Raw genomic sequence first — 21,969 nt, 5'->3', positions numbered from 1 at the left:
ACATTATAGAGGTCAAAGATGTCACTTGCAAATAAGGAAACACAAAAATTATCACCACAAGAATTAAGAGAGGTTTTGAAGACTGCTCGCGGCGATGGTGAGATTGATTTGCTTATTAAAAATGTAAAGATTTTAGATCTTGTTAATGGGGAAGTGGTTGAGAGCTCAATTGCCATCTCTGGAAAAACTATTGCAGGAATTGGTAAGGAATACGACGATCAGCCTGCTAAGCGTATTTATGACGCTGGTGGAGCGACAGCGGTTCCTGGCTTTATTGACGGCCACCTTCATGTTGAATCTTCAATGATGCACCCGTTTGAATTTGAAAGGCTCACTCTTCCTCTTGGAACAACTACTGCCATTTGTGATCCACATGAAATTACTAATGTAATGGGAGATCGTGGGTTTTCTTGGTTTCTAAGATGTAGTGAACTGATGGATCAAAACCTCTTTGTTCAGGTGAGTTCGTGTATTCCTGCTCTTCCTGGCTTTGAAACAAACGGTGGTCAATTTGATATCATTGATATGAAAAAATATAAGGAGCATCCTCGTGTTCTTGGCCTTGCTGAAATGATGAATTTTCCAGGTGTCATCAATGGTGTGGAAGGTGTACTTGAAAAAGTTGAAGAGTTTGCAGAGCTTAATCTTGACGGGCACTCGCCAATGCTTCGTGGGAAACAGCTTAATGCTTATATCGCAGCAGGAATTCAAAATTGTCACGAGACAATCTTTGCAGATGAAGCAAAAGAAAAACTTCAAAAAGGTATGGGACTTATTATTCGTGAGGGATCTGTTGCCAAGAACTTAAAAACTCTGGCCCCAGTTGTTAACGAGTTTAACTCTTGTCAGTGTCTACTATGTACTGATGATAGAAACCCATATGAAATTTTTAATGAAGGTCATATTAACTATATGATCAAGAAAATGATTAATGAGCTTGGAACACCTGCACACATTGCTTATAGGCTATCAAGCTTCTCGGCCGCCAAACACTTTGGTTTAAAGAAACTAGGTCTGATTGCTCCTGGTAAACAAGCTGATATCGTTCTTGTTGGAAAACTTGAAGACGTTGATGTGAAGGAAGTATTTAAAAAAGGTAAGCTTGTAAGTGAGCTTGATTTACCTGCAAAGGTTAATGAGAAATTAGAAAAGTCTCAGCCGCCAAAAGAAAATACCATTAAGAGAAATTTCTTAGCACCTACTGATTTTAATTATGACCTGACACCAGGAACATATAACGTAATGGAAATTGTAAAAGATGAAATCATCACAAATCACCTAAAAGTAAAATTTGATGGTGAAGAATTTGAGCAAGATGATATTTCATTTATAACAGTTATTGAAAGATACGGACAAAATCGCAAGCCTAGTTTGGGCCTTGTAAAAGGTATGGGGCTAACTCGTGGAGCGATTGCTTCAAGTGTTGCTCACGACTCTCACAATATTGTCGTCATTGGAAAGACGCCTCAAGATATTGCAACAGCTGCTAATGAAGTTATTGAGAATGCTGGTGGCTTCTGTGTTGTGGATAAGGGGAGAGTCACTGCATCTCTTGCGCTTCCAATTGCAGGTCTTCTTAGTTTAGAGTCTGCTGAAACAATCAATGAGGGGATCATAAGACTTAAGGCCGCATGTAAAGAAATTGAAGTTGCGGTAAGTGAGCCTTTTATTCAAATGGCCTTCTTAGCTCTGCCTGTTATTCCAACTCTTAAAATAACAGACATGGGATTAGTTGATGTGACAAAATTTGAATTCATTGATTTAAAATGTGAAGAAGCTTAGTCAGTTAATTGAAGCAATTCCTGGGTGGCTATTTCTTACAATCACTGTGGGTGTGATTGCCTTATTTCTTGATCCAATCATGGGGCTTTTACAAAAGAGGGTTACTCAAGTTGAACAAGATAAACTAAGAGGTGATGCTCATACGGTATGTTTCCGTGACGATTTTTCTCAAAGTCGTCAACTTCAGGCCTGTCTCGATGGTAGAAAACTGGCAAAGTTAGACAATAAAAAACAGCTAGAATTGAAATATATTGAACGACTTTGTGAGATTAATGATGCGTCATCTTGCTATGAGTTAAGCCAGATCAAGAAAAAATTATTGCCTAAAGATGATTACAAAAGCCTTTTAAATAAGGCCTGCCGGCAAGGTCGCGGTGGTAGTATGCTGGCCTGTGGAAAGCTTGGAGAATTGATTGAATCTGATTCTCCTGCACTTTCAAAAAAATACCAAGAATACGCTTGTGCGAGTGGTCATAAAAAGTATTGTCTTTAGTTACGACAGCGCCACTATTTCTTTCCAATTCCGTTAAATTATGGTTAAATTCCGTTTCACTTAAGATTTATAACTAGATGAAAATACGAGGTTGATAATGGCAACTGTTCTTAAGCCTAAGAAAAAGTACACTTGGAAAAACACAGATAAAGCAACACTTAAGCAGTGGTATGAGCTACTAAGTCTTGGACGTATGTTAGATGATCGTGCGCCAAACTATCTTAAGCAAGCGATTGGTTGGTCTTACCACGCTCCATATGCAGGACACGATGGAATCCAACTAGCAATTGGTCAAACTTTCGAATTAGGAAAAGACCACTTATTCCCATACTACCGTGACATGCTAACTGCATTCTCGGCAGGTTTAACTGCAGAAGAAATTCTTTTAAATGGTATTTCAAAAGCCACTGACCTTGCTTCTGGTGGACGTCACATGTCTAACCACTTTGCAAAGCCAGAGTGGAATATTCATAACGTATCTTCTTGTACAGGTAACCACACGCTACACGCTGTAGGTACTGCAAGAGCATTCAACCGTTATAAGCATGATGGTGTTGTTTACTCTTCACAAGGTGAGTCTTCAGTTTCTGAAGGTTACTGTTATGAAGCGATCAACGGTGCATCTCGCGAGAAGCTTCCAGTTGTATTTGTATTCCAAGATAATGGATACGGTATTTCTGTTCCAAAATGTGATCAAACAGCAAACGAGTACGTTGCTGATAACTTTACAGGTTTCCTAAACCTTCACATCATTCACTGTGATGGAAAAGATATCTTTGATTCAATGAACGCGATGGCAACTGCAAGAGAAATTGCAGCAACTCAACAAGAGCCTGTAATTGTTCACGCTCGTTGTGTACGTATTCACTCTCACTCTAACTCTGATAAGCACGAGCTTTATCGTTCAGAAGAAGAAAGAGCAGAAGCGGCAGCTCAAGATCCATTAGTAGCATTTAGAAAAGAACTTGTTGCTAACAAGATCTTCACTGAAGCAGAGCTAGATGAAATCGATGCAGCTGCAAAAGTTGAGCTACTTGAAGCTCACAAGAAAGCAATGAAAGCTCCAAACCCAACTCCTGAGTCAATCTATGACTTCGTACTTCCAGAGCCACACGTTCCAACGAAGTATGTTGACGGTACTCACAATGAGTCTGGTGAAGAGGTGAAGTTCATCGATGCAATCAATGGTCAACTTAAGAAAGAATTTAGACATAACCCAGATACTTTCATTTGGGGACAAGATATGGCCAACAAAGATAAAGGTGGTATCTTTAACGTTTCAAAAGGTATGCAACAAGAATTTGGTAAGGACAGAGTATTTAACGGTCCAATCGCTGAAGACTATATCCTAGGAACGGCAAATGGTTTCTCACGTTTCAACAAAGACATCAGAGTTGTTGTTGAAGGTGCTGAATTCGCTGACTACTTCTGGCCAGCAATGGAGCAATACGTAGAGTGTTCTCACGATTACTGGAGATCAAACGGAGCATTTGCACCTAATATCCTAATCAGACTTGCTTCTGGTGGATATATCGGTGGTGGACTTTACCACTCACAAAACCTTGAAGGTAACTTAGCAGGTATTCCTGGTGTACGTATCGTATGCCCAGCTTTCGCTGACGATGCTGCTGGTCTTCTAAGAACTGCAATGAGAAGTGAAGGGCCAACTCTATACCTAGAGCCAAAATCTCTATATAACGCAAAACAAGCAATGACTGTTGTACCAGAAGACTTTGAAGTTCCATTTGGTAAGTGTCGTGTAAGACGTGAAGGAACTGATCTTTCAATTATTACTTACGGAAACACAGTACACCACTCACTTGAAGCAGCAGAGAAACTTGCAGCTCAAGGTTATAGCGTAGAAGTTGTTGACCTTAGATCAATTGCTCCTCTAGATGAAGAAGGTGTTCTTGCTTCAATCAAGAAAACAAATAGAGCACTAGTTGTTCACGAAGATAAAGTATTTGGTGGATTTGGTGGTGAAGTTGCTGCCATGATCAACGACAAAGGGTTTGAGCTTCTAGATGCTCCAGTTCAACGTGTTGGTTCGACTTTCACTCCAGTTGGTTTCAACAGAATCCTTGAAAAAGCAGTTCTTCCAAACACAGACCGTGTTGTAGAAGCTGCTCTTAAAGTATTAAACTACTAAAATTCTATATACTTTTCGAAATATAAAAGCCGGATTAAAGTCCGGCTTTTTATATAACCACTTAAAATCACGTTGTTTTATTTCACTTTATAAATGTAAATTTTTTAGTTGGGTAGAATTTGTTGGATGTACATCTCTTGGTGTTGTACATTTTCACAAATTAATTATTAAGGAGCATACGTGAGACCGGTTTTTATCGTGGTTATACTACTATTCATTTCTTGTGGTGATAAAAATATTCAGCATATCACTAATAATATCGAAAACAGCGAAATTGGCGATGTTACTTCAGATCCTACTTCTTCCACTTCTCGTGGAGATGTACAGCTACAACCAATGATTCATGCGATTAATGCGGCTCCATTTATTAACAAAAGATTTGATGATCGAAATATCACTGATGAACGGTATTCAGATTTTTCTTATCAAAGAATAACTAGTGAAAATGAGCTAAACCACACTCAATTTAAGGAAGGTTTAAAATTTGCTCGCTTAAGCGGCATTAAATTAATTATCGATGATGGAAATAAGTTTGATGATTATTTAAGTAATCAATACGATTTGAAAGAGTTGATTATTGATGCAAAAGAAATTGTAATTAATTCTAAAATTTGGCTACCTTCGACTAATATTACAATCAATGCTGAGAAACTCATTATTGGTCCTACTGGACAAATTTCAACAACACCATCATTCATTTCTGATGGAGCTAAAGACTATACAGATGGCAAGGCCGGAGCTAATGCCGGTAATATTCATCTAAATATTGCAAAGTTAGAGATTCAAGGACCAAAAAGAGCTGTCTTCAATCTTGTCGGGGGAAAAGGACAAGATGCTGGATTAGGTAAGGATGGTGATGATGGAGAAGATCATTCTAATATTGATCAAGGAGGAGGAGTTCTTTACAAGGAGTTATATAAGTATGTTGTAATTGGGCCTAGGCCAGGTCAAAGAGGTGGACCTTCAACACTTGTAAAGAGTAATGGTTACTTTAAACTAGAAAAAGAGATAGGGCATAAAGTATGGCCTTCAGATGGTGAAGATGCAATTCCTGGTGGAAGTGCTGGTGTCGGTGGAAACGGTGGAAATTTTATAAGTACAGTATCGCTTGCTAAAGAATTAATTATAAATAATGGTGGAGCAACAGGTAAGGATGCTCCAGACTATATTGGTGGTTCTGCTGGAAAGCCAAACCCTGCTTATCATATTTGGTGGCATAATGATAAGGTTAACAAAACGACTAAGAAAGAGTTTATAGATGGTCAACCTGTTAAGTCACCTAAGGCAACAATTCATTTTGGAAATATCGGAAATGTTGAATTTATCGAAGATAGCATTAATAAATATGGTTGGATTACAAATAGTTATTTAGAAAGAGCAATCAAGTATGGAAAAGATCTGTACTTAGGTAACTATTTTGATGAAGCATATGAGTATTTTTCTGAACTTGCTATATACTGCCAAGAGATCGACGAAGACGATGTTGAGCGTACGAATCTATGTTTATCAATATTTACAAATCTACAAAAACTTAAAATTGGTCATAACTACTTTAATAAACAAATCAATACGGTACCAATTATTGGTCTTGAGGTTTCAACTGAAGTTTATAAACAGGAATTATTAAACTCTCTAGAAATTATTTACTATGCGACACTTGATAAGAATAAAAAAGTTAGCACTGAAGAAAGATTAAAACTTTTAAGTCAACTTCAAGATAGTATTTATAACGACTTGGAAAGTAGTAATAACCTTATTCCTGATCTTGTAAAACAAATACCTGCATTGAATAAAGAGGTTTCACAGTTACGTGGATATGAAGAAACCTTTAAGAAGGAGATCGATCGTCTCCAAAATATGATCGAAGAGCGAGCGAGAAGAAATGTCGATGATAGAAGAAGTAAAATCAAATTTCTAAAGGCGGTTAAATCTGTTGCTGCTGTTGCTTCGGTTATCCCGATTGGGCAACCAGCTCTCGGTATTGCAACAGGTGCACTTGCTACATTTATTGATAAAGGAGTTAACGCAACATCAATTACAGAGTCTTTAAAAAATTCTTATAGTCTTTATAAATCTGTAAAAGAAGTAAATGAAGACATGGTTAAATCAAAGAATAACTGGAATGAGGGTTTTAAAAAGATTAAGTATAGTACACTTAAAGCTGAGTTAGATAAGGCTTCTAAAGTAGAAGGAAAAAGAGAAGAGCGTAAAAAAGTTCTAGCAAAATATCTTAAAGATGTTACTGACTTCGCTAAACCTATTGTCAAACAAACGATGGAAGAGATTGAAGATTATAAGAAAATTACTTTCCCGAAGGATGAAGTAGAGAAGGAGATTCAAAAGATTCAAAAAACTGACCCTATGTTTAATGAGGTTACTCGAATTGTAAGAGAGCTTATTGAAAAAAGAAAACTTGTTTCAGAAAAAGTTAGATTCATCAACTCTCAGATTTCAGATATCATTATTGGAATTAATGAAGGTTTTAATAAAATTTCGAAAATTTCAGATGAAAAGTATTTGTTACTAAATGAAAGTAAATATATTTTAAGCCAAGATTTCAAGAATATTATAGAGGATGCAAAATATAGACTCCTTTCTTATAATTATGACCTTTATAATTCTTATCAATACCGATTAATGAGTGGTGAAAAGATAGGTTTTTACGATTCTTTAGATACAATTATAAAGAAAATGGAAGATGATATTAAGGAAAGTGAGGTTGGTAGTAAAGCTGACTTAGAAGACTACTTTAGAATGAATCAAAGAATATTATCGCAAGTTTTTCGTAAATCTGTTGATTCTCTAGCTCAAGATGAAATTATAAATAGTAGCTTTCCATATTATTTGAAGGAAAAAGAAATTGAAGCTTTAAATGAAGGAAAGGATATTTATATTAACTTCTTTGAGATAAAATCACTTTTTGCTGGTAAAGAGAACTTAAAATTTAGAAACCTTAAAATCGAAACAGAATATACTAGTTATGATAACGGTCAAAAAGTTCCTACTTTTGATTTAGTTGTTGAACATGGTGCTGATCACATTATCGAAAAGAATGGTGTTCTATATAAGCTCGCACAAGAGAAAGAGTATAGCTGGGGAGTAACAGTTAACACTAAATCTGGAGAGCATTTTCCTAAGGAGCCTTCAAAGCTTAATTTTAAATTCCTTGAAGCACTTCTAGGTAAAAACCTTACAAATGACGAGGTTGTACCGTTTTATGCCCGACCTTCTGTTTTAGGAGAGTATCGTGTTAGATTCATAAATACCTCGATTCCTAAAACTGATACAAAGATAGAATCGGTGAAATTTACTATTGATTATGATTATATGAAAGCAAATTAAGAAAAAGCCTGCATTATGCAGGCTTTTTTTATTTGCTTGTTAATGTATAAACACCATCCCATTCTGGTGGAGGTGGGATAACCTTATAATCTTCACAGCGTTTAATATAAATCTCAGATGGATTTGTTTTTACACCTTTCAGATCAGGAAAGCGCATATATTCTAGCTCAAGTGTGTGTTTAAATAACTCAATGGCCTCATCCCATTTTTGCGCCTTATAAAGTAAGATAGCTTTTGAAAATTTATCAGCAAGCTCTTTTAAATAGTCTGGAGCAGTTGCTTTAAGTCCAAGTAGGTCATAACTTGTTACCGGAATTGATTTACCAACAACGCGAATCGTATCAAGCTCTCGCCATAGAAATTCATCTCCTGCAAGCTCAACCGTGTCTTTTGCAACTTGTGTGAAAATACCATATTGTTTTGCTGACTCTTCAAGACGGGCAGCAAGGTTTACAGAATCGCCCATCATTGTATAGTTCATACGAGAAGCAGAACCCATATTTCCTGTTACGATATCCCCTGAGTTAATTCCTATTCTCATTCTCATATCGTGAACAATCTTTGGCCACTTGTCTCCCTCTGAAACCCATTTTTTTCTTAGCTTTAGTAGTGCTTCTTGCATACGATGAGCAACCATACAGGCACGTTTAGCATGATCAGGAAGCTCCATTGGTGCACCGAAGAAAGCGATAATAGCATCTCCCTCATACTTATCAAGTGTCCCTTTTTCCTCTAGGAGAATATCGGTCATGGCCGTTAAGTATTCATTTAAAAGCTCGACTAGTTGTGATGCTGACAACTTCTCAGAAAAACTTGAAAATCCTTGAATGTCAGTAAAGTAGGCCGTTCTAATGTCAGAAGTACCTCCAAGAGTCGGAGCGTGTCCAGATTCATACATTTCATCAATGAGCTCTGGAGAGATATAGTTTCCAAAAGCATTAATAAGGAAGGCCTTATCTTGATTGGCCATATAGAAGTTAACAATTGTATTCCATGAATAGCATAAGACTAGGGCAAAGAAGCACCAAAATAGCTTTGTTTCATACCCTTGTGGAATAAAGTAGAAAGTATCAGAGTAGTAAAGACCTGAGATCAAGACCACGAGTGTAAATAGATCAAAGATAGGGTTTTCTTTAAATTGTACTAGGAGGAGTAGTAGTACAGATATGACAAGTAGGGCCCAAGATAGTTTGGCCGAGTCGATAAATTTTTTAAAGAAGTGGCCATCTATTAGCATCTGGACGAAGTTCATGTGGAACAGAACTCCTGGTAGCATTGAGTCGATTGGCGTATTTCTTAAGTCGTGTGCACCGTATGCAGTTGCACCTACAAAGACAAGAGAGCCTTCAAATAATTTTTTTAGTTCAGGATCATTAGGGTCTTTTTCGATGATTTGATAAATTGGAATTCTAGTATATGCATCGGCCCCTCCGATCCAGCGTACTTTAGTTTCACCTCTAAGGTTTAACTCTACATCTCCCATTTTGGTTTTTAGAATCGGCACTCCACCTTGAGTACTGAGATCAAGTTCTGTTTTAAAAACATTCTTATTTTCACCTTCTTCGTTCTCATCAAATTCACCAATCCAATGCATATATGATGAAAGCCCATATGAAGGTACATGAATTTCTCTGTAAGGAAATGCAAGTGCTTTATAGTGTCTGATTACGCCATCATTGTCTGCGCTGGCCTCAATGAAGCCTAGAGATGCTTCTGCATCGATGAGTCCTTGTAGAGGGTATACGGAGTTTGAAATAATCGTTGGTTCCATATCATAATTTACTCCACCGGCCTTTGTGTTTAGGGCAAAAAGATATAGGTCTTCTGGTAAAGCAGGATAGTGGTCAGTCCCATATACTTCGAGGTTATAAGGCATAATGACTCGATTATTTGGAATTTCATGAAAGTACTCAATGGCCGAAATTAATTCATCATCTGGATTAACATCGTTGCATGTTTGAGATGCTTCTGAAAAGAAGACATCAAAGGCAATGACTTTTGCCCCGTAGCCGCGTAGTTTTCTTACCATTGTTCCCCAATGAGAGCGAGTAATTGGCCAAGAACCGAGTCTTTTAATTGAATCATCATCAATATCGGCAAGAATTAGTTTTGGATTTGGTGTATTCTGATCCATCGTTTGCATCATTCTAAAATCGTAGAATCGATTTTCAAAAAATGATGCATATGAAGTGAGATTTCTAAAACCTATATCATATGTTCTAGAGTAAAGAGAGAAGAAGACACTGACGCACGAAAATAAAATGATAAAAAACAGTCCCGTGTATTTAATTATATTTTTCATAGCAATCCGTATTTCTTAATGCTTAGTAATAATAAGAGAAGTCAATACCCGTTTGATGGGCAGTATAATTACTTGTGTCTTCATCCGAGCTATTATTTGTGTAGATATACTCGAAACCAAATGCAAAATTTCTGTTAATAACACGTGTAAGTTTTGCATTTAATGAAGTCGTCATCTCAAGCCCTCGACTTGCATCAGTTGCAGCATCTTCATAACTAATGAAGTTTGTCGAAAGTCCGGCATTGAAACTAGTATTTGGAAAAAGGCCTGGCACAATATAATCAACACGAAATAGGTGAGAAGTCGTATTCAAGTTTGGAGAGTTTGTGTAATCACTACTATCAAATTGATATAATAAGACAAAGATTCCGTAGGTCTTTTTGATAATTTGATCAGCGGAAAGAATCATTGAGCTACGCTCTAGACTATCTACATAGTATGAATATGTTTGATACTTAAAAGTTAGAGTTGTATTACCCGTTTCGAAAAAAGGCATCTCACTACCAAGCTCTATTTGCTGAGAGCGATAGTTGAACTCTTTACTTTTTTGAGCATTAATATCTTTTGCTTGATAGTCATAAATGAGATTTGTAAAAAAACGAGCAGGCTTTTTATTGTAGCGATAAGCGAAATCAATATCAACTTCAGGAGTGATATTATAACTATCATTTGAATAAATTTCTGAATCAACGCGATCTGTATAGATTGTATTCTTAATCTCTAAAGAAGGTGTAATTGTATATCTTCTTTTAAAGTTAAAAGCCTTATCAATATTAAAACGAGTTTGAGAAATGAAAGAGTCTTTATTCGTGCCTGTTGAACTTGGAAGGTCATCTGATAGGGTCACATTATTATCATATGTAATTTTCTCTTCTACACTTAGGCTTAGTCTTTCACTTGGTAGAGGATCTCCGTTTACAAGCTTATCTTCTTCTAAGAAGAATTCTTTTTTTATTTCTTTTATACGATTATCAATATCATCAGCAGTGGAACTATTTGGGTCAAGATCGATGGCCTTGTAATAATCTGGCAGGATATACTTTTCGACTATTTCTCTGGTTCGACTTGTCTCTCTGGCGATTTCTAAATTCATATTTGCTATCTGAAAGTATGAAATCTGCTTCATCTCTTTAGAAGTTTTTTTGTCTTTTAAAAGTCGTCTAAAGTAGATTTTGGCATTCTTTGGTTCTTCTTTAAGCTGATAGATATAGGCGATATAGTAATTTGATTGTTCGACTTTATACTTGGCCTTCTCTGACTTTTTAAAGTTTTCAATGGCACTATCTAAATTGTTAATCGCAAAGTTGGCCTGTCCTAATTCATAGTAGAGCTCACTGGCCTTGTTTCCTTTTTTTAGCGCAGAATTAAATGCTTCAATCGCCTTGTTATATTCTTGAATACGAGAGTAAGAAATCCCCAGCAGGTAGTCTCGTACACCAGGTGACTTCGCACTTTTAAAATTCTTATAATTTGGAGAGTTAAGTAACTCGATAACTTTCTCGTAATCTGAGTTTTCAAATGCACGGTAAACAGGAGTCATGCTCTGGGCAAGTCCCACTGATGTGATACTAGCTAAGGCCAGTGCGATAAAAATTTTTTTCAAAGTCAGTCCTTTAACTTTTTATTAAAATCTAGGTATTTATAAATAATTTTACTGATAAATAGGACAATTGAATAGAGGGAATTTGGCCACAGAGCTAATTAGCTGTGGCCATATCTGAATTTAGAACTCGGTTATTTATTGGCGATCAAGAATGACTTTAACACGTGCTCGATTTGTTGAAGTCGTATTTGTTTGATCAAGCATTTGGTCACGATCATCCATTGTCATTTTTGTTGGATCTTGAAGTTGTGGTGGAATAAAATCATCAGGCTCATCTGTAAGAGCTGGTTGCTCTGGAGTATCGTACAGAGTAATTGGTTCTGACGGTGCGAGAGGCTTTGTATCATCTGCTGGTGCTCTCGTTGGCCATTGTGGAGTATTGTCTAAAAGTTTCATACGTCCTTCTTCATCTACTGCATAGAAATCGTTCTTATACTCACCAGTGTCCTTATCGAAACTACCCATCTGAATAGGAACAATAACTTCATTAGTCATTGGGTCTACTGGAGCATTTTTTGGTGGTGGAATATAGAGAACATTATTCGTATCGACATAACCACCTTCGGTCATTGTTCCTTTTGTCTGCACTCTTGATGAAGCTATCGTTGTAGCAGCTTGTGCACTAGGAACTTTGATACTAGCGTCGGCCTTGGCCATTTGTCCCATGATCTCAGATCCACCTGCTCCACTAAACTTTGAGCTATCCATTCCTGGAGGAATGATATTTCGACTCATCTGTTTTTTCTCTGATTTCTTTTGATCGTCATTTGATGATGTTTTAGATCCATCATTTGCCTCAAGGGCCTTTAGCTGTTGTTTATTAATTTTTACCGGTGCCATTGGTTTTGAATCAACCTTTGGCATAACCCCCGAAAGCTGTCCTTGGCGAACCATAACTGAAGTAGGTGATGAAACAACCTTCTCAAGTCTGTCTTGTAGGAAGCGGCTCTTCTTAAAGTTAGTAAGTGAACCCATCGCAACGGCACCTTCAAATGTAATAAGTGTCGTATTATTATTGGTAGGGTTAAAGTTAACTTGGAAATCAGTACCACGTACACCCATGGCCGCAGTTTTAGTTTTAATGAAAAGTTTTGATTTCTTTTTATCGATCTCTAGGTAATTCTTAGATACTTTTGAACGAAGTTGACCATTAATAAGATTGATAATTCCTGCTTTCTTTTTTGGGAATTGCTCCACTTCAACTTCAGAATTCGCACCGAGAGTAAGATTTGATTTGTCGATAAAGAGTAGCTTTACAAAGCTTCGGGCCTTGGTCGTAATCTTAGCACCCTCTGGTACCCAATCTCCCTTCGCTAGTGGCTTTTTAGTTTGGGAGTAAAAGACATTTCCTCTTACTTTCATAACTTTGGCGACACCCTTTTCCGAATTTGCATTCAAGACAGAAATATTCGCTAAAATTGCTACAGATAAAATTACAAGTCTTAGTACCTTCATAATGAGTCCCCACAAAATCAATCTCATTTATACTTATCGTAGATCAAACTAATTTCTTAAGCTGAAACTTGTGTAAATGGCTAAAAATAAAGGGAGTTTGGATTGGGCTAACTTTCTGATATGACAAGAACTTGTGGCAGAGTGAACTGCCACAATACGTAATTTAGAGTACTTAGATAATTGTATCGAAATTCTCTGTCGGTCTACCGATTACCGCTTTCTTGTTATCATTAACAAGGATTGGACGCTCAAGAAGCTTTGGGTTTTCGTGAACGATTTTGGCCCATTCAATATTCGATAACTCTTTACCTGCAAGACCTAGGTCCTTAAATAGCGCTTCTTTTGTACGAATTAGACCTTCTAGTGGAGCTAGACCTGTGTATTTCACTAAGTCGATAAACTCTTTTTCCTCAACCCCATCTTTCAGATATTCTTTAACCCTAAAGCCAACACCTTCTTGGATGCCTTTATGTTCTAAATATTCTAGACCTTGGCGACTCTTAGAGCATCTTGGATTGTGATAATAAAGCATTAATTCTACTCCTGATAATTATCATATCAGTTCTTTTCTGATATATTGGGTTTTTAAAAAATAACTAACTAGGATTTTAGCCATGTCTTACGATATTGAAAATATCAAATCAGAATTTGCCGAACATGTTAAAACTTTACAGAATCAGATTAGTGACGAACTTAAGAGAATCGATAGAAAAATTAACTTAAATGAAGATATTTGGGAGAGAAAAGACTACGCTGGAAATCCTGGCGGTGGTGGAATCACTCGCGCTTTTGAAGGAGAGATCTTTGAGAACGCTGGTGTAAATACATCTCTTGTTTCTGGTGAAGTTGATCCTAAATTTGCTGCTAATATTGGTGGTGATAATAATCAAATGTGGGCAACGGGAATTTCTCTCATCATTCACCCGACAAATCCAAAAGTTCCAACAACTCATGCAAATTTTCGTATGATTCAGGCCGGTTCAAAAATTTGGTTTGGTGGTGGAGCAGACCTAACTCCTTACTTTCCACACGAAGAAGACTTTGAGTACTTTCACAAGGTTTGGAAGGACGCCTGTGAACCATATGGATACTGGGATGATTGGAAGAATCGTTGTGATAAGTATTTTGTAAATAAGCACAGAGAAGACGAAATGCGTGGAGTCGGTGGATTCTTCTACGACCATTTCTTTTCAGGTGACCCTGTTAAAGACCTGGCCATGTTTAAAGAGATTTCTTCAAACTTTATCAAGTCTTACTTCCCACTTGTTGAGAAGAGAATGAATGAAGCCTTCGATGATGAAGATGTGGATTTCCAATTACATCGTCGTGGCCGCTACGTTGAGTTTAATCTTCTTCATGATAGAGGAACTCACTTTGGTCTTAAATCTAATGGCCGTACAGATTCAATTTTAATTTCACTACCAAAGAGAGTGAAGTTTACTTATCGTTACGAGCCAACAAAGCCAGAGCATAAGAAGATGATGGAGTATTACTATCCAAAGGACTGGGCCTAGCTTTTAGCTGGCCTGTGCCTTAATGAGGTCTTCTAAGATCTCATTGGCATCAATTTCAACTCCATGGGACTGGGCCACAGCTTGAATCTCTTCAAGTTTTTTCTCTAGTTTCGTGATTTCACAAAGTAGACGGTAGCAGTTGTTAATCATCATAAATTACCCCTTTGTTAGAGTTGTTAAATATAAGTTTGGCACATCAAACTATCGGTGTCTATAAGAAAATACTTAATGGTCATAGTTTTAATTGATTTGATCAATACAATTTATTTTAATTTTACACAGTTTAGGAATTTATGTAAGGTGCCTGAATCCTAATTCGGATGCATTGCAAGATTAGTAAGAGGTAGAAAATGTCTAAAAGACTACAAGAATTATTAGAAGAAATTAAAGAATACACGCCAAAGCAAATGAGAACGCTTAGAAATAATCTTAATAACAGATTGCAAAGTTTTAAAAATGATTTCAAAGAACCAAAAGAGCTACAAACTTCTCATAAATTATATGGCCTTGAAGAAGGCGAGTGTCGCGAGCTTCTTGGTGTTGTAAAAAAAGAATTAATCAAAATGAAATTTTCTGATTTATAGAACATGCTCTACAACAGCTGTTGTAACAATGTAATATAAATGTAAAATCTTGGGCCTTGGCTTTAGTTGAACGCTTATCGAGGGTATGCTCCTTATATGCAAAAAGCCAAGCAAAAGCCCATTCTCAGAGGTTGGTCTCATCAGGCCATGTTCTTTATCTCCCTTGGAGCCTGTTCACTTCTCATAGCTAAAAGTGTAAATACCACTCAGTATATTTCGACTATCATCTATTCTCTAGGCCTTCTAATGATGCTTGGAGTGAGTGCCTTCTATCACCGAATTCATTGGGAGCCTAAAGCACGAGACCTTCTTGGCAGGCTAGATCATAGTGCTATTTACGTGATGATTGCAGGAACTTGTACGCCTATAACTCTTCTTGTTTTAAATGGAGAGTCCGGTTCGACTTTGCTTATTAGTATTTGGACTGTTGCTGCAATTGGTATCTTAAAATCAATCTTCTTTCCAAATTTACCTGAGAAGGTAAGTGCAATTATTTATCTGATACCTGGCTACATGGTTCTTCCATATTTATCTGAGCTTATCCCAAAATTAGGGATGACAAATATCTCGCTCTTAATTTCTGGTGGAGTTCTCTATACAATAGGTGCTATTTTTTACGGATTAAAGAAGCCTGGTAGGTATGCCAAGTGGTTTGGTTATCATGAATTATTTCATCTATTCGTTTGTGTGGCCGCGACGTTGCACTTTATGATTATCTATTCGATTGTTGGGTAGGTGATTTTTGAAATAGTTTGTGCCATTGGCGCCTGTGACGAACCGCTCGGGCGTTATGGTCACGATGACCTGTATGTCTGCGGGAGGCAGGAGCCGAAGCAGACTGAACCCTCGCTCTCGTATTTATTGGCAAGCTAAAGATTAGGGGCGCGCGCGCAGCGTCCCATTGACTGGCCTATGCCAGTCAATGACGCGGGCGTTACCAATCAGGGGCAATGTAAACATCAATCGCTGGATTATACTCTGCTCTTAGAGTTGACTTAATTGCCTCAAGAGTTCCAGTTGTCGATGATGGGCAAGTCCCACATGCACCTTGATAACGAACAAGTAGAATATTGTCTTCATAAGAAACAGTCTGAATATCTCCACCGTCAGCTTGTAGGTATTGTCTAACTGTACGATCAAGTACGGCCTCAATATCTTTTAGCTCTTGAGGTAGGTTTTCACGACGCTCTTTTTCTGGATCAAATTCTTCGTATTCTGGATTGTGATTTGGTAGATCGTGCTTGATTGTTTCAAGGATCTTTGGCTCAATATCATCCCAATCTTCATAATTGAATTTTGTCACTGTGATAACATTTTCAAAAAAGTGTAATTGGTCAATTCCACGAATTGTAAAAAGATTAACTCCTAGGTTAACCTCTCCACACTCCATTGGTGTTCTAAAAGTTGAAGAACCAGATGCTTTTACATTTTGATTTAAAATGAACTTAAGTGCATTTGGGTTTGGTGTTGGTTGAATGTCGATTGTTACTTCACTCATATACTTTACCTTTGTTACCTTAACTTCTTATAGGAAGTTGATGGCCTTATGTAGTGCTTTTATAAAATTATCAATTTCTTCTTTTGTATTATACAACGAGAACGAGGCCCTTGCAGTAGCACCGATTCCGAACCTTTTCATTAATGGTTGCGTACAGTGGTGACCAGTTCTAATTGCAACACCTTGGCGATCTAAAAGTGTTCCTAGATCGTGTGGGTGAGCGCCTTCAACGACAAATGATAGAACAGAGGCCTTCTCTTTTGCTGTCCCAATTAAGCGAACCTTTTCAACCTCAAGAATTTGTTTTGTTGCATAATCAAGAAGCTCTTTTTCATAACTCTTAATAACATCGAGGTCACAATTAACGATGAAATCAACTGCTGGTTTAAGCCCGATACCACCAGCAATATGAGGTGTACCAGCTTCAAATTTATGTGGAAGATCGTTATAAGTTGTTTTCTCAATTGTCACAACATCGATCATATCACCACCACCTTGGTAAGGAGGCATAGATTCAAGAAGTTTCTCTTTACCATATAGTGCGCCAATTCCAGTTGGTCCAAACATCTTGTGAGATGAGAAGGCGAGGAAGTCGCAATTTAAGTCTTGAACGTCAATCTTTTCATGCGCAATCGACTGAGCAGCATCAACGCAAAAGTAGGCACCATTATCATGTGCAAGCTTAATGTATTTTTTGATATTGTTAACTGTTCCAAGGCTATTTGAAATATGGGCCATTGAAACTAGTTTTACATTACCTTCAGAAAGAAGCTTCACATAAGCTTCTTCATTGATGTCTCCTTCATCAGTAATTGGAATCTCTCTAACTTTAGCCCCAATCTTTTCTGCTTGGATCTGCCAAGGTACAATATTTGAATGGTGCTCCATAGTTGAGATTAGAATGACATCATCTTTTTTCAAGTAGTAAGGAATAAAAGAGTTCGCAACTAAGTTTAAGCTATCAGTTGTTCCTTTCGTAAAAATAATTTCAACTCTTGAATTAGCATTGATCAGTGATTGAATCGCATCACGTGTTTCTTCATACTTAATAGTTCCAAACTCACTTAGGTAGTGAACTCCTCTGTGAATATTGGCAACATTATGTGAGTAATGCTCATTAACAGTATTGATTACATTAATATGTTTAAGAGTAGATGCAGCATTATCTAAGTAGATAAGTGGCTTATCATGTACTTTTCTTTCTAGTTGTGGAAATTGTGCTCTAATAGCATTAATTTCGAAGGCCATTAAGATTCCTTTTCCATTTCATCAAATGTGTTTTTTTCAAATGATTCAAATAGAATTTCACTTAAGAAGTTTTCAATTTTCTCATCTTCAATTTTTGTAATTGCATCTGAACAGAATGCGTGGATAAGTAGTTTTTGCACGCGCTCTTTTGATAAACCACGAGACTGTAGATAGAAAGCTTCTTCATCACTCATTTGTCCTACTGTTGCACCGTGGGCACATTTAACATCGTCAGCATAAACTTCTAGTTGTGGACGAGTATCAACGTGAGCACCCTTAGATAAAAGTAGGTTCTTATTTAATTGCTCAGAATTTACAAGTTGAGCGTCTCGACAAACAAGAACTTTCCCAGTGAAAACTCCACGGGCCTTGTTATCAAGAACTCCTTTGAAAAGCTGAGAACTATCTGTTCTTTCTTTGATATGCGAAATTAGTGAGAAGTTGTCTGTATGTTGATCACCTCTAAGAGCGTATAGTCCATCAACACTTGCAGTTGCACCTGTCCCATTAAGACGCACTCTCATTTCATTACGAGACTTCTTTGCACCTGTTGTGAAAGTGAACGATTTAAAGTGTGCATCTTTTGCAATGTCAGCATTCACACTGCTTACGTGAAATGCATTTACACCATCAGTTTGAACTTTTACGTGGCTAACATTTGCTCCATCTGCAATTTTGAAATTTGAGACAGCGTTTATATTATATGCCTTGTCACTTCCCGTGAAAATCTCTACAAAACTAACCTTTGAAAATTGCTCAACGTTAACGTGAATACGAGGAAGAGCAAATTCTCCATCAAAGTCTGAAATATGAACAATTGAGATAATATCATCAACACTTACATTTTTTGGTACATTGATTTCAATAATATTTTCGACAGCAGAAGCATTAAGCATGGCAAAGATATCTGTTTGGTCACAATTGGCCTCATTTGCTACGAGTGCCTTGTGCTCAACGGTGATTTCTTCTGGAAAGAATGAGTCTGCTTTAGAGTACTGACCATTTAAAAGAACAACTTGATACTTTCCTGCAACCTTAACATTTTTAAGCATCGCTTTCTCAGTTGTAACCGTAAACTTTTCAGGTAATACATCTGTAAGTTTCGTATAAATCCAGTCTTCCATCTTTGTGTGTGGAAGTCCACGGGCCTTAAAATTATTCAAGGCTTCCTTATTTGAATTTGATTTAGCATAAGTTGCTAGATCATTTAAGTATTGGTCTGTTAATTCTTGGATATTCATTATTAATCCTAGTCCTTATTTTGTTAACCAGTCGTAACCTTTCTCTTCAAGCTCAAGAGCTAGCTCTTTTCCACCTGACTTAATAATTTTACCGCCACTTAGTACGTGAACATAATCAGGAACGATATAGTCTAGAAGTCTTTGGTAGTGTGTTACTAGAACGATACCATTGTACTTAGACTTGATCGCATTAACACCTTTTGCAACGATCTTAAGAGCGTCGATATCAAGACCTGAGTCTGTTTCATCAAGTAGTGCAATCTTTGGGTTAAGAACGGCCATTTGAAGGATTTCATTTTTCTTCTTTTCACCACCAGAAAAACCTGTGTTAACTGGACGGTCTAAGAATTCTTCTCTCATCTCTAGTAGTTCTAATTTTGGTCTTAGGAATTCTCTGAATTCTTCTTTTTTCATTTCTGCAGCACCTTGAGATTTAGATACTTCATTAAATGACTCAAGAAGGAAGTCAATATTTGATACACCTGGAACTTCAATAGGGTATTGGAAGCCTAGAAAGATTCCATTCTTTGCTCTTTCATCTGGCTCAAGTTCTAGTAGGTCTGTTTGCTTTCCATTGATATTGTAATCAATAGATCCACTTGTTACTTCAAATGAAGGGTGACCAGCGATAACTTTAGAAAGAGTACTCTTTCCTGAACCGTTTGGTCCCATAATTGCGTGAACTTCACCTGGTTTAACTTCAATAGAAATCCCTTTAAGAATTTCTTTTTCTTCTACTCTTGCGTGAACATCTTTAACTGTAAGTAAGCTCATTTTTTTCCCTTTATATAAATCTAAATTTTATCCAATTGAATTTTCTAATTTCATCTCAATTAACTTAACGGCTTCAACAGAGAACTCTAGTGGAAGTTCTTTAAATACTTCACTACAGAAACCATTTACGATCATTGAGATACATTTTTCCATATCCATCCCACGTTGCTGTAGGTAGAAAAGCTGATCTTCAGAAATCTTTGAAGTTGAGGCCTCGTGCTCTACAGTTGCCGTATTATTTTTCACGTCAATATATGGGAATGTGTTTGCTGAACACTTTGAACCAACAAGCATTGAGTCACATTGAGAATAGTTCTTTGCACCAATTGCCGAAGGCATAACTTTAACAAGCCCTCGATAGTTATTTTCAGATTCCTCTGCTGAGATACCTTTTGAAATAATTGTCGACTTTGTGTTCTTACCGATGTGAACCATTTTTGTTCCAGTATCGGCCTGCATTTTATTATTTGTTAGTGCAACAGAGTAGAAAGCTCCTTGAGAGTTTTCACCAATTAAGTTACATGACGGGTACTTCCAAGTGATTGCAGAACCTGCTTCAACTTGAGTCCAAGAAATTTTTGAATTCTTTCCAAGGCAGTTCCCACGCTTTGTTACGAAGTTATAAATACCACCTTTTCCTTTTTCATCACCGGCATACCAGTTTTGAACAGTTGAGTACTTAATTTCTGCATCATCAAGAGCAATAAGTTCAACGATGGCCGCGTGAAGTTGGTTTTCATCTCTTTGTGGAGCTGTACAACCTTCAAGGTAATTTACGTAGCTTCCCTTATCTGCAACAACAAGTGTTCTCTCAAACTGTCCTGTCTCTTTTGCATTGATTCTAAAGTAAGTTGAAAGATCCATCGGGCAAGTTACACCCTCTGGGATGTAAACAAATGATCCATCCGAGAATACTGCTGCGTTTAGTGCTGCATAGAAGTTATCTGCTGGTGGCACAACTGTACCAAGATATTTTTTTACTAGCTCAGGATGCTCTTGTACTGCTTCCGAGATAGAGCAGAAAATAACACCAACTGCTTCAAGCTCTTCTTTATATGTTGTCCCAACTGAAACTGAGTCAAATACTGCATCAACTGCAACACCTGAAATTCTTTTCTGTTCAGATAATGGAATTCCTAACTTCTCAAAAGTCGCTAAAAGTTCTGGGTCTAAATCATCAAGACTTTTTGGCGCACTTTCTGTTGATTTTGGTGCTGCATAGTAATACAGATCTTCAAAATCAATTTCTGGAATCTCAAGTTTTGCCCAATTTGGCATTGGCATTTGCTTCCAAAGACGGAACGCCTTTAGACGATATTCAAGTAACCATTCAGGCTCATTCTTTTTTGCTGAAATCATTCTTACGATGTCTTCATTTAAACCTTTAGGAAACTCTTGAGTTTCAATGTCTGTAAAGAAGCCGTACTTATATTCTGACTTTGTTAATTGTGTATCACTCATGTGTGAATCCTGCCTTATTCATTAATAACTCTTCAAGCGACAAGTTAATCAGCTGGTGATTAACGTGAGAGTTAAGCTTTTCTATTGGTGAAATTAATTCGCAATTTAAGTATTTAGTACATTTACCTTTTAGGGCATCACAGTCTGAATTTGAAATCTTTCCTTCGATTGAATTACTGACTTCAAAAAGATTAATTTCAGACAGGGGACGGCTTAGGAAGTAGCCACCTTTAATTCCCTTAATTGATGAGAGGACGCCGTATCCATTTAGCTTTTGCATAACTTTTGATACGGGGTCAAAAGGCATTTTGTAGATGTCACATATTTCTCTGGCCGAAGTTAAGTTTTCAGCACAAGTGTGTCCGTGCTCTTGCATATGCTTTAGAGCTTTTAGGGCATATTCTGTTTTTTTACTAACCTTAAACATGCGTTTCACACCTATATTGTGACGAGTTAAATACCTTAGGTATCGCCTTTTATTAATAATTTACGTTATGCCATTTAAATAACGTAAAATAAGTCA

The 21,969-nt window shown here is 37.1% G+C and carries 18 protein-coding genes; 7 read left to right on the top strand and 11 right to left on the bottom strand.

What is annotated here, in order from left to right; translation table 11 throughout:
• Window positions 1-18 precede the first annotated feature (18 nt).
• The 4 genes from adeD to ACMAYS_RS08615 all read left to right on the top strand — a co-directional run bounded on the left by adeD (window position 19) and on the right by ACMAYS_RS08615 (window position 7,766).
• Window positions 19-1,782 carry an adenine deaminase gene (gene adeD, locus ACMAYS_RS08630; protein WP_412463101.1) on the top strand — a complete coding sequence of 588 codons (1,764 nt, stop codon included), beginning with the start codon at window positions 19-21 and terminating at the stop codon, window positions 1,780-1,782.
• A complete protein-coding gene (locus ACMAYS_RS08625; RefSeq protein ID WP_103219044.1) occupies window positions 1,769-2,275 on the top strand; it encodes a hypothetical protein in 507 nt (168 codons plus the stop codon). Before adeD ends, ACMAYS_RS08625 begins: the two co-directional genes overlap by 14 nt.
• Window positions 2,276-2,372: 97 nt before the next feature.
• A complete protein-coding gene (locus tag ACMAYS_RS08620) occupies window positions 2,373-4,424 on the top strand; it encodes a thiamine pyrophosphate-dependent enzyme (RefSeq protein ID WP_392992317.1) in 2,052 nt (683 codons plus the stop codon).
• A gap of 180 nt (window positions 4,425-4,604) precedes the next feature.
• A complete protein-coding gene (locus tag ACMAYS_RS08615) occupies window positions 4,605-7,766 on the top strand; it encodes a hypothetical protein (protein ID WP_412463100.1) in 3,162 nt (1,053 codons plus the stop codon).
• A 28-nt stretch (window positions 7,767-7,794) separates the two neighbouring features.
• On the opposite strand, the gene ACMAYS_RS08610 is transcribed toward ACMAYS_RS08615, so the two are convergent.
• From ACMAYS_RS08610 to ACMAYS_RS08595, 4 genes are all read right to left on the bottom strand, one after another.
• Complete coding sequence (locus tag ACMAYS_RS08610; protein ID WP_412463099.1) at window positions 7,795-10,068, bottom strand: CHASE2 domain-containing protein; 2,274 nt, start codon at window positions 10,066-10,068, stop codon at window positions 7,795-7,797.
• A gap of 22 nt (window positions 10,069-10,090) precedes the next feature.
• Window positions 10,091-11,671, bottom strand: a complete 1,581-nt coding sequence (locus ACMAYS_RS08605; protein ID WP_103219040.1) for a hypothetical protein — start codon at window positions 11,669-11,671, stop codon at window positions 10,091-10,093.
• Window positions 11,672-11,806: 135 nt separating this feature from the next.
• Window positions 11,807-13,126: a FecR domain-containing protein gene (locus ACMAYS_RS08600; RefSeq protein ID WP_412463098.1), complete on the bottom strand. Its 1,320-nt coding sequence runs from the start codon at window positions 13,124-13,126 to the stop codon at window positions 11,807-11,809.
• Between the two features lie 172 nt (window positions 13,127-13,298).
• The gene (locus ACMAYS_RS08595) at window positions 13,299-13,658 is read right to left on the bottom strand and encodes an ArsC/Spx/MgsR family protein (RefSeq protein ID WP_103219038.1); all 360 of its coding nucleotides are present in this window, start codon (window positions 13,656-13,658) and stop codon (window positions 13,299-13,301) included.
• 82 nt (window positions 13,659-13,740) lie between these two features.
• On the opposite strand from ACMAYS_RS08595, the gene hemF reads away from it, so the two are divergent.
• Window positions 13,741-14,640 (top strand): oxygen-dependent coproporphyrinogen oxidase, encoded by a 900-nt coding sequence (hemF, locus tag ACMAYS_RS08590; RefSeq protein ID WP_103219037.1) that lies wholly within the window; start codon window positions 13,741-13,743, stop codon window positions 14,638-14,640.
• 3 nt (window positions 14,641-14,643) lie between these two features.
• Here hemF and ACMAYS_RS08585 read toward each other — a convergent pair whose 3' ends face one another.
• Window positions 14,644-14,793 (bottom strand): hypothetical protein, encoded by a 150-nt coding sequence (locus ACMAYS_RS08585; RefSeq protein ID WP_158246941.1) that lies wholly within the window; start codon window positions 14,791-14,793, stop codon window positions 14,644-14,646.
• 197 nt (window positions 14,794-14,990) lie between these two features.
• Between ACMAYS_RS08585 and ACMAYS_RS08580 the strand changes: the two genes are divergently transcribed.
• On the top strand, window positions 14,991-15,224 hold the full coding sequence (locus ACMAYS_RS08580) for a hypothetical protein (RefSeq protein WP_103219036.1): 234 nt from the start codon (window positions 14,991-14,993) through the stop codon (window positions 15,222-15,224).
• A gap of 96 nt (window positions 15,225-15,320) precedes the next feature.
• Entirely contained in the window at window positions 15,321-15,959 is a 639-nt protein-coding gene (gene trhA, locus ACMAYS_RS08575) for a PAQR family membrane homeostasis protein TrhA (protein WP_103219035.1), read from the top strand.
• Between the two features lie 199 nt (window positions 15,960-16,158).
• On the opposite strand, the gene ACMAYS_RS08570 is transcribed toward trhA, so the two are convergent.
• Genes ACMAYS_RS08570 through ACMAYS_RS08545 form a run of 6 tightly spaced genes read right to left on the bottom strand, consistent with a single transcriptional unit; the run spans window position 16,159 to window position 21,873 of the window.
• Window positions 16,159-16,722, bottom strand: a complete 564-nt coding sequence (locus tag ACMAYS_RS08570; protein WP_103219034.1) for a NifU family protein — start codon at window positions 16,720-16,722, stop codon at window positions 16,159-16,161.
• Window positions 16,723-16,749: 27 nt separating this feature from the next.
• On the bottom strand, window positions 16,750-17,970 hold the full coding sequence (locus tag ACMAYS_RS08565) for an aminotransferase class V-fold PLP-dependent enzyme (protein WP_103219033.1): 1,221 nt from the start codon (window positions 17,968-17,970) through the stop codon (window positions 16,750-16,752).
• Window positions 17,970-19,211 (bottom strand): Fe-S cluster assembly protein SufD, encoded by a 1,242-nt coding sequence (gene sufD, locus ACMAYS_RS08560; RefSeq protein ID WP_412463097.1) that lies wholly within the window; start codon window positions 19,209-19,211, stop codon window positions 17,970-17,972. Before sufD ends, ACMAYS_RS08565 begins: the two co-directional genes overlap by 1 nt.
• Window positions 19,212-19,226: 15 nt before the next feature.
• Window positions 19,227-19,985, bottom strand: coding sequence for a Fe-S cluster assembly ATPase SufC (gene sufC / locus ACMAYS_RS08555; RefSeq protein ID WP_103219031.1), 759 nt, complete (start codon window positions 19,983-19,985; stop codon window positions 19,227-19,229).
• Window positions 19,986-20,012: 27 nt separating this feature from the next.
• Window positions 20,013-21,446 (bottom strand): Fe-S cluster assembly protein SufB, encoded by a 1,434-nt coding sequence (sufB, locus tag ACMAYS_RS08550; RefSeq protein WP_103219030.1) that lies wholly within the window; start codon window positions 21,444-21,446, stop codon window positions 20,013-20,015.
• On the bottom strand, window positions 21,439-21,873 hold the full coding sequence (locus ACMAYS_RS08545; protein ID WP_103219029.1) for an RrF2 family transcriptional regulator: 435 nt from the start codon (window positions 21,871-21,873) through the stop codon (window positions 21,439-21,441). The genes sufB and ACMAYS_RS08545 overlap by 8 nt, the downstream gene beginning before the upstream one ends.
• Window positions 21,874-21,969 lie beyond the last annotated feature (96 nt).

Source organism: Halobacteriovorax sp. RT-2-6, from assembly GCF_047085025.1.
Classification (GTDB): Bacteria; Bdellovibrionota; Bacteriovoracia; order Bacteriovoracales; family Bacteriovoracaceae; genus Halobacteriovorax_A.
This window is presented reverse-complemented; position numbering and strand designations above follow the sequence as displayed.

Excerpts from the sequence above, each read along its gene's own strand:
- adeD (WP_412463101.1), top strand. The coding sequence starts at position 19 with ATGTCACTTGCAAATAAGGAAACACAAAAATTATCACCACAAGAATTA.
- ACMAYS_RS08620 (WP_392992317.1), top strand. The coding sequence starts at position 2,373 with ATGGCAACTGTTCTTAAGCCTAAGAAAAAGTACACTTGGAAAAACACA.
- ACMAYS_RS08610 (WP_412463099.1), bottom strand. The coding sequence starts at position 10,068 with ATGAAAAATATAATTAAATACACGGGACTGTTTTTTATCATTTTATTT.
- ACMAYS_RS08600 (WP_412463098.1), bottom strand. The coding sequence starts at position 13,126 with ATGAAGGTACTAAGACTTGTAATTTTATCTGTAGCAATTTTAGCGAAT.
- ACMAYS_RS08595 (WP_103219038.1), bottom strand. The coding sequence starts at position 13,658 with ATGCTTTATTATCACAATCCAAGATGCTCTAAGAGTCGCCAAGGTCTA.
- hemF (WP_103219037.1), top strand. The coding sequence starts at position 13,741 with ATGTCTTACGATATTGAAAATATCAAATCAGAATTTGCCGAACATGTT.
- ACMAYS_RS08585 (WP_158246941.1), bottom strand. The coding sequence starts at position 14,793 with ATGATGATTAACAACTGCTACCGTCTACTTTGTGAAATCACGAAACTA.
- ACMAYS_RS08580 (WP_103219036.1), top strand. The coding sequence starts at position 14,991 with ATGTCTAAAAGACTACAAGAATTATTAGAAGAAATTAAAGAATACACG.
- trhA (WP_103219035.1), top strand. The coding sequence starts at position 15,321 with ATGCAAAAAGCCAAGCAAAAGCCCATTCTCAGAGGTTGGTCTCATCAG.
- ACMAYS_RS08570 (WP_103219034.1), bottom strand. The coding sequence starts at position 16,722 with ATGAGTGAAGTAACAATCGACATTCAACCAACACCAAACCCAAATGCA.
- ACMAYS_RS08565 (WP_103219033.1), bottom strand. The coding sequence starts at position 17,970 with ATGGCCTTCGAAATTAATGCTATTAGAGCACAATTTCCACAACTAGAA.
- sufD (WP_412463097.1), bottom strand. The coding sequence starts at position 19,211 with ATGAATATCCAAGAATTAACAGACCAATACTTAAATGATCTAGCAACT.
- sufC (WP_103219031.1), bottom strand. The coding sequence starts at position 19,985 with ATGAGCTTACTTACAGTTAAAGATGTTCACGCAAGAGTAGAAGAAAAA.
- sufB (WP_103219030.1), bottom strand. The coding sequence starts at position 21,446 with ATGAGTGATACACAATTAACAAAGTCAGAATATAAGTACGGCTTCTTT.
- ACMAYS_RS08545 (WP_103219029.1), bottom strand. The coding sequence starts at position 21,873 with ATGTTTAAGGTTAGTAAAAAAACAGAATATGCCCTAAAAGCTCTAAAG.